The 7,645-nt window shown below is 56.5% G+C and carries 8 protein-coding genes and 1 pseudogene; 8 read left to right on the forward strand and 1 reads right to left on the reverse strand.

What is annotated here, in order from left to right; translation table 11 throughout:
- Positions 1-173: 173 nt before the first annotated feature.
- Positions 174-373 (forward strand): annotated as a pseudogene (locus EDI29_RS23300) (hypothetical protein); the annotation flags it as partial.
- On the opposite strand, the gene EDI29_RS22085 reads toward EDI29_RS23300, so the two are convergent.
- Positions 351-614: a hypothetical protein gene (locus EDI29_RS22085; RefSeq protein ID WP_137742598.1), complete on the reverse strand. Its 264-nt coding sequence runs from the start codon at positions 612-614 to the stop codon at positions 351-353. The pseudogene EDI29_RS23300 and the gene EDI29_RS22085 overlap by 23 nt on opposite strands.
- A gap of 290 nt (positions 615-904) precedes the next feature.
- On the opposite strand from EDI29_RS22085, the gene pilL2 reads away from it, so the two are divergent.
- From pilL2 to EDI29_RS22120, 7 genes are all read left to right on the forward strand, one after another.
- Positions 905-1,474 (forward strand): PFGI-1 class ICE element type IV pilus protein PilL2, encoded by a 570-nt coding sequence (pilL2, locus tag EDI29_RS22090; protein WP_137742599.1) that lies wholly within the window; start codon positions 905-907, stop codon positions 1,472-1,474.
- A gap of 65 nt (positions 1,475-1,539) precedes the next feature.
- Positions 1,540-2,121: a hypothetical protein gene (locus EDI29_RS22095; protein ID WP_241664984.1), complete on the forward strand. Its 582-nt coding sequence runs from the start codon at positions 1,540-1,542 to the stop codon at positions 2,119-2,121.
- 47 nt (positions 2,122-2,168) lie between these two features.
- A complete protein-coding gene (locus tag EDI29_RS22100; protein WP_455650778.1) occupies positions 2,169-2,849 on the forward strand; it encodes a TIGR03759 family integrating conjugative element protein in 681 nt (226 codons plus the stop codon).
- On the forward strand, positions 2,831-3,424 hold the full coding sequence (locus EDI29_RS22105; RefSeq protein WP_137742602.1) for a transglycosylase SLT domain-containing protein: 594 nt from the start codon (positions 2,831-2,833) through the stop codon (positions 3,422-3,424). The genes EDI29_RS22100 and EDI29_RS22105 overlap by 19 nt, the downstream gene beginning before the upstream one ends.
- Positions 3,421-3,957 (forward strand): integrating conjugative element protein, encoded by a 537-nt coding sequence (locus EDI29_RS22110; protein WP_137742603.1) that lies wholly within the window; start codon positions 3,421-3,423, stop codon positions 3,955-3,957. The genes EDI29_RS22105 and EDI29_RS22110 overlap by 4 nt, the downstream gene beginning before the upstream one ends.
- Positions 3,958-3,961: 4 nt before the next feature.
- Positions 3,962-6,121 carry a type IV conjugative transfer system coupling protein TraD gene (gene traD, locus EDI29_RS22115; RefSeq protein WP_137742604.1) on the forward strand — a complete coding sequence of 720 codons (2,160 nt, stop codon included), beginning with the start codon at positions 3,962-3,964 and terminating at the stop codon, positions 6,119-6,121.
- A complete protein-coding gene (locus EDI29_RS22120; protein ID WP_137742605.1) occupies positions 6,118-6,867 on the forward strand; it encodes a TIGR03747 family integrating conjugative element membrane protein in 750 nt (249 codons plus the stop codon). Before traD ends, EDI29_RS22120 begins: the two co-directional genes overlap by 4 nt.
- Positions 6,868-7,645: the final 778 nt, after the last annotated feature.

Below are 7,645 nucleotides of genomic sequence, written 5' to 3' on the forward strand. Positions count from 1 at the left end.
TATAAAGGCCAAACTGTCTTACGAAAAAGACTGACGAACGAATACAGGAAGTGTAATGCAACCGCTAATTGTTGTAAAAAATTTCCATTCTATTGCAAATATAAGAACCATACCGCCTAGGAAAACCAGTGTCATAAATGCCCGTTTTGTGCCATGTATGGCTATGACCACCACTGACTGTAGGCTCAACGGATCGATGCAACGCTACCCTTAAACGAAGGAGACGTTGCCATGAAACGAAGAATGAGCTTATCTACACGCCAGAATAGAAAACACTTATCTGGGACAGATATAAACAAGGCGGTTCTTTGCACGATATCGCCAGAATGTTCGAAAATATCACTCTTGCGTCATGCTTTACCAGACAGGGGGCCGCCCTTGCGCGCCTCGTTCAGCCATTCCTGCGCTCTTGTGCATGCCTGATCACCCGTCAGCTCCCCATACAGGCACAGGGCGGGCTTGTGGCACTCGCCCGAGTTCGTGCAGTACTTGAGCACGAACACCTTGTAGTCGTCGAGGTGATCTTGCATAGGAAGCAGGGCAGCCACGGTATCTCGCATATCTTGGGGGCGTACAGCATAGATTGCAAACTTGGTGAACGTGATCTTCTCCATGATGCTCCCTCGGGGGGCCCGATTTCCAAGAGGCGCATGGAAACCACGCAAGGGAACGTTGGGTCAATTCTCGGAAAATACTGACATATGTTGAACTCGCCCCGCCGATTGATAAAACTACAGCATCAGGCCCTTGCGTAGCTCAGCGAATTGCAGAGCTGGAATCATCATCCCCCCCACTTCGTCTGCGTCAACGACGCAAAATAGGAAGGCACCCAATCCGCATTCTTTGCTGATCAAACCCACGCCTCAGACGAAGGTAGCAGCTCATCGCCATAGAGAGCTGAACCATGTCACCCACACACTCAACCCGGCGGCTGTTCGTCAGTCATCTGCTGATCATTGCAGCCTTGAGCAGTGGATGCACAATAACCACTGCCCCGCCCCCCTCACCGCCCATTAAAGCCGTCTCCCCGGTTCCCGACGCGACGCCGAACTTCATCCCAATCGTGCGCTACGGGCGCTATACCCTTGTTGAACTGGCACCCAATGCGGTGCAACGCGACCTGCTGCTACAGGTCATTGACGTGTCAATACCCGAAGATGCTCGAGCCACCGTAGGTGATGGCCTGCGGCATGTACTCAAACGCAGCGGTTACCAGCTCTGTGAAACAGCACAAACCCTCGCTGAACTGTACTCACTTCCACTCCCCGCCGCTCACCTGTACATGGGGCCAATGACCCTACGTGACGCTCTGCTGACTCTGGTTGGCTCAGCGTGGGATATGCAGGTCGATGACCGAGTGCGACAGGTGTGCTTTGTACGCGCCAGCACAGATAGCGAGGTCAGTGCAGCTCCCAGCGGCCTCCCTGCCGTCAAGGCAGGTAAAGCCGCCCTACCCACAGGAGGTCAGCCATGAACAACGCACCTACAAGATTGAAGCGCACGGCAGCCGCAGTCTCCTGGTTCCTGATCTATGCGTGGTTGAGTGTACTCACGGTTTTTATCGGCCTGAGCTATCGCGCGATAGCCGAGCTCGCCGAACGGAAACAGGTCGATGCCAGCATGCAGCAAATTCACGTACTGGAAGAAAGCGTGACAGAGCTGGCCGACAGCATGCAGGTACTTCAAACGCACACTCTCCCTGCCAGCACTACAGCCCTACGGGAATTACAGCAGAATCTGGAAAATCGCCTCGCTCAAATCGAGCAGATGCAGGAAAACCAGGCTTCCACACAAGCCGTGCAAACCCTTCGTGACGAGCTTGAGCGGCTCAAGTCTCAACTGGACGTTGCCCGCCCGAGCCCGCCAACCACCCACAGCACTGCCAGCCCTGCAGCGACAGCGCCCAGAAAAATGCCATTCCCGTTCCGCATTTTGGGGCTGGAACTACGTGCGGGACAACGCATGGTCTCGCTGGCACCTGCCAGCGGAAAGCTGTTATCCAACCAAATCCAGCTCGTGTCGCTCGGCGAAACCGTGGACCAGTGGCGACTGGATGCCATTGAGGGTGACACCGCAATTTTCAGCCGCGCCGGACAGACACGCCGCCTAGCGATCCCCTGATGGAGAAGACCATGAAACGCCTGATGACGATCCTCATCGCAGTTGCGGTGACAGCCCTTCCACTCCCCACGATGGCACAGCAACCCACCACGATGCAGTCCCGTATCGTGCCGACTCAGGTCGAACAGCACCGAGACGAGCACCTGGCTCAGGACTGGGGCCTGAACACTGAGGAATGGCAGCGTTACCGCAAAATCATGGAGGGGCCGCTCGGCACATACTCACCCAACCTCGATCCACTATCGGCATTGGGCATCGAGGCACGCAGTGACGACGAACGACAACGCTATGCCGAACTGCAAGTACAGGCAGAAGCACGTCGCGTTGAAAAGCTGCTGGCCTATCAGCGTGCTTACGATGAGGCTTGGCAAAGGCTGAACCCCGGCATGCAGCGGGTGAACCTGCCGGATGCCGCCCCTTACAGCAACGCAATGACCGGCAGCAGCCGCACGGCAGTGTTCGTCAAAGATGACTGCCTTACGTGCGCCGAGCACGTACAACGCCTGCAAGCCTCCGGTACTGAATTCGACCTGTACATGGTCGGCTCGCGGCAAGACGATGCGCGTATCCGCGATTGGGCCAAGCGTGCCTGGATCGACCCGGTACGGGTGCGTAACGGCACCATCACCCTGAACCACGATGCTGGTCGCTGGTTGTCTCTGGGCATGCCAGGAGAACTGCCTGCCAGTCTCAGACAGATCAATGGTCAATGGCAACGCCAGCCCTGAACGCCATGCAGCGCCTGAATGTACTACTGGTGTACCTGCTGCTGACCAGTCTGGCCCAGGCGCAGGAAATCCCCCCTCCCGCCTACCAGTTGGCCGCTCAACGCGCAGGTATTCCCTCCGTCGTCCTGTATGCCGTGGCGTTGCAGGAAAGTGGCGTGTACCGGAGAGAACGCATCGTGCCGTGGCCGTGGTCGCTGAATGTCGCCGGTCAGTCACGCCGATATGCCAGCCAGGCGCAAGCCTGCGCAGGAGTGCATCAGGCGCTACAAGACGTACCACCTACCCGCATCGACGTGGGTCTGGGGCAGATCAATCTCGGTTGGCAGAAGCACCGCTACGGCCAACCCTGCGAATTACTCGATCCGTACAACAACCTGGCTGTCGCGGCACAGATCCTCAAAGAGCAGCACACACCCGGCGAAGACTGGCTGCTGGCGATTGGTCGCTACCACCGACCCGCTGGAGGTGCTCCGGCGGCACGCTACCGCCGCAGTGTGTCGCAGCACCTTCAGCGCGTATTAGGGCCACAACAGCAATTGTTCGCCACGACTATCAGAAAGGAGACCTCCCCATGATGCCTCATATCGCTGCCGTATACGGCCTGCTCCTGACCCTCACCACCGTACCGCCGTTGCTGCACGCGGCACAACCGCCCATCGTGGTGAAAGATCTGGGCGGGGCATCCGCCCTGCCGTACTACGAAGCGCTCAGCCTTCAGGCACGTTCTGGTACGCCACGCCCCCCTATTGCATTCCCCTCGGTGCAGGTCAATCCAGCCACCGAAGCGGACATGCTGCCAGTGCGTAGCCCGAAACTCACACCTGGCACCGTAGCACCACGGATCATTGACGCTCCTGGTCTGCAGCCGTTCTTCCTGGTCGGCGACGATGAGTCATCCCATGTGTGGCTGCAACTCCAGGGCGCATCATTGCGCGAGCGTGGTGCCGTCGGTCTGGTCGTCAACGTAGAGACTGAGGACGGTCTGGTACGCCTGCGCGCAGCCGCGCCGGGCCTGCAGCTTGCACCCGTTGCCGCCGATGACCTGGCCGAACGCCTTGGCCTGCGCCATTACCCCGTGCTCATCACCAGCACGGGTATTAAGCAATAACACGATGGCACAGACCCAGCCGGTCGAGGTACTGCTGCGCCCTCCTGTGGAGCTCTACACCGTTGCGGTTTGTGCCGGAGCCGCGCTGCTGTGCATGACTGCACCGTGGTCGCTTGCGCTGACTCCGGACATCGGCATCGGTAGCGCACTGGCATTCGGTTTTTTTGGCGTACTGCGCTGGCGCGATGCGCAGGTGATCCTGCGCTACCGCCGCAATATCCGTCGCCTGCCACGTTACGTGATGACAAGCAAGGATGTCCCTGTCAGCCAACAACGCTTGTTCATTGGCAAAGGGTTTCGCTGGGAACAAAAACACACCCACAGATTGATGCAGACCTACCGACCCGAGTTCAGACGCTATGTGGAGCCGACCCCCGCCTACCTGTTTGCACGCCATCTGGAGGAACGACTGGAGTTCGCACCCTTTCCGCTGTCGCAACTGCCCCGCCTCACGACCTGGGACATCCCACTCAATCCGGTACGGCCATTACCGCCTGTCGGCGGGTTGCCGCGCCTGCATGGCATCGAGCCGGAGGAAGTCGACGTCAGTCTGCCGCTGGGCGAACGCGTTGGCCACTCACTCGTCCTGGGCACCACGCGAGTAGGTAAAACGCGGCTGGCCGAATTGTTCATCACCCAGGACATTCGTCGAAAGAATCCCCTCGGCGAACATGAAGTGGTCATTGTTTTCGACCCTAAAGGAGACGCAGATCTGCTCAAGAGGATGTTCGTCGAAGCAAGACGCGCAGGCAGGGAGAACGCGTTCTACGTGTTCCATCTGGGGTGGCCGGAGATCAGCGCCCGTTACAACGCGGTAGGCCGCTTCGGGCGAATTTCCGAGGTTGCGACGCGTATCTCGGGCCAGCTATCGGGAGAAGGAAACAGCGCGGCCTTCCGGGAATTTGCCTGGCGGTTCGTCAACATCATCGCCAGGGCATTGATTGAACTGGGGCAACGACCAGACTACATGCTGATCCAACGCCACGTCATCAATATCGACGCCTTGTTCATCGAATACGCACAGCACTACTTCGCCCAGACGGAACCCAAGGCCTGGGAGGTCATCGTTCAGATTGAAGCCAAACTCAACGAGAAAAACATTCCCCGAAACATGATCGGCCGCGAAAAGCGCGTGGTCGCTCTTGAGCAATACCTCAGCCAGGCCCGTAACTACGACCCTGTACTGGATGGCTTGAGATCGGCGGTTCGCTACGACAAAACCTATTTCGACAAGATCGTCGCCAGCCTGTTGCCCCTGCTTGAAAAACTCACCAGCGGCAAAATCGCCCAGTTGCTGGCACCGAACTATTCGGATCTGAACGACCCCAGGCCAATTTTCGACTGGATGCAGATCATCAGGAAACGCGCAGTAGTCTACGTCGGACTCGATGCGCTATCGGATGCCGAAGTCGCCGCCGCAGTGGGCAACTCGATGTTCAGCGATATGGTCTCTGTAGCCGGACACATCTACAAATTCGGTATCGACGACGGCCTGCCCGGCGCATCGGCTGACACCAAAGTACCAATCAACGTCCATGCCGATGAATTCAATGAGTTGATGGGGAACGAATTCATCCCGATGATCAACAAAGGTGGCGGTGCCGGCATCCAGGTCACCGCCTACACTCAAACCCTGAGCGATATCGAAGCACGCATTGGCAATCGCGCCAAAGCGGGTCAAGTCGTCGGAAACTTCAACAACCTGTTCATGCTGCGCGTGCGCGAGACAGCCACCGCCGAACTGCTCACCAAGCAACTGCCGAAGGTGGAGGTCTACACCACGACTGTGGTCAGTGGCGCAACAGACAGCTCCGACATCAACACCAAAACCGACTTCACCAGTAACACACAGGATCGCATCAGCATGTCGAGCGTGCCGATGATTGAGCCGTCACACGTTGTTCAACTTCCGAAAGGGCAATGCTTTGCGCTGCTGCAGGGTGGCAACCTGTGGAAAGTCCGCATGCCCCTGCCCGCCCCCGATCCAGACGAAATCATGCCGACCGATCTTCAGCAATTGGCAGGCTACATGCGCCAAAGCTACACCGATACCGGTCAATGGTGGCAGAACCATGGCTCGCCTACGCTACAGGAGCAAGCGCTACCGCCTGAACTGCTTGATGAGGATGCCGACCCTATTATCGACGAGGGTAAAGCGCCATGAGCGATCCAGCGGCTACGGCACAACATCAGCAGACACGCAGGAAAAGCCTGCTGGCCAGTGTCATCACCTTGCCATTCAGGTTGGTTGGTGTGTTGATTGGTTCATTGCTGATCTCGATCATCGTGGAATGCGCAGGCATGCATCTGTTCTGGAAAGACCAGGGCTGGCAACACTCGCAGGCGATGCTGCAATACGAATTGGGACACCTGTCGAATAACTTTACCCGCAGCGTCATCGTGCAGGAGCCGGGCCGCACGGCCCACCAGCTCATCGACACCGGCTATGAATGGATGTTCGTCAAGACCGGACTACTTGAGCGCATACAGCAGACCGCCGAGCATGCGCGTGCTACCAGTCAGATATCCAACCGCGACTTCCGCTACTTCGTAAGCCAAGCCTATGTGTGGTCAGAAAACTATCTGATCGCCACAGCCTTCACCACATTGACGTTTATGGTGCGCTTGCTGGTACTGGTGCTGACATTGCCGCTCATTGTCATGGCTGTGTTTGTAGGCCTGGTTGATGGTCTGGTACGGCGCGATGTGCGCAGGTTTGGGGCGGGCCGGGAATCGGGCTTCGTTTACCACAGGGCAAAGGCCGCGTTACTGCCGCTGGCTGTGCTGCCCTGGGTAACCTATCTGGCGCTGCCGATATCAGTGCATCCGCTGCTGATCCTGCTGCCCGGTACGGCATTGCTGGGCGTCGCGGTGGCGCTGACAGCTAGTAGTTTTAAAAAATATTTGTAGCCGTGTTTGCTCATCACTTTCTTATTTCTATTAGCTCAGACCTGTTTAGCAGTGTTACAGCACAGAACCAAACCTAATCTGACAGGCAGCTCCGTGCCAATAGCAGACATTGGCCCTGAACTTGGACTGGTATGTGCTGAAAACAGAACCCTGAGCTTTTCAGGCAATGTGAAGGGCGTTCGACGCCCCACCCACTTCAAGCATCTTAAACCCAGTAAAGTAGACTAGTAGTTCATTTAATCAGACCATGAACTTCACTTTGAATTTGCAAGTTAATGGTTGTTTCTACATCGTCCGCTGTTAAGGCATCATTCTGCGCAACGTGTCATCACGCATGAAGTAGTGATGGAAAATAGCTGCCAGTGCGTTTAGACCAATTATGGCAGTCGTCTAGGTGAAAGCGATTCATTCATCCTAGCGGCAGATCCTTATCTGAAAATTAAGGCAGCGCCTTGCCAGAAGTGCCCGACAACTTTATTCATGTTGTTGATACGCGATTGAGATGAAAACACCCCAGGCAAACCTCCCTGCCAGGGTCACTCAGGCTATTTTCGCAAGGCGAGCAGCCTGACTTGTCCACATTCCTTAGCATCATTTCAAATTCACCAATAATGTAGGTGTGACCCGATTAATCATCCTATCCGTATTTTTAGGTCAGCAATCATGAACACTATAGCCACTTCACGGTGATCGATGCCATAAGTCGCTACAGAGCCGCTTATTCCTCGGTCAGCTGCGATAAGCTCATCACATCTGCAGAAAACCAGAGGCGAAGAAA

This window comes from Pectobacterium polonicum (assembly GCF_005497185.1).
Classification (GTDB): domain Bacteria; phylum Pseudomonadota; class Gammaproteobacteria; order Enterobacterales; family Enterobacteriaceae; genus Pectobacterium; species Pectobacterium polonicum.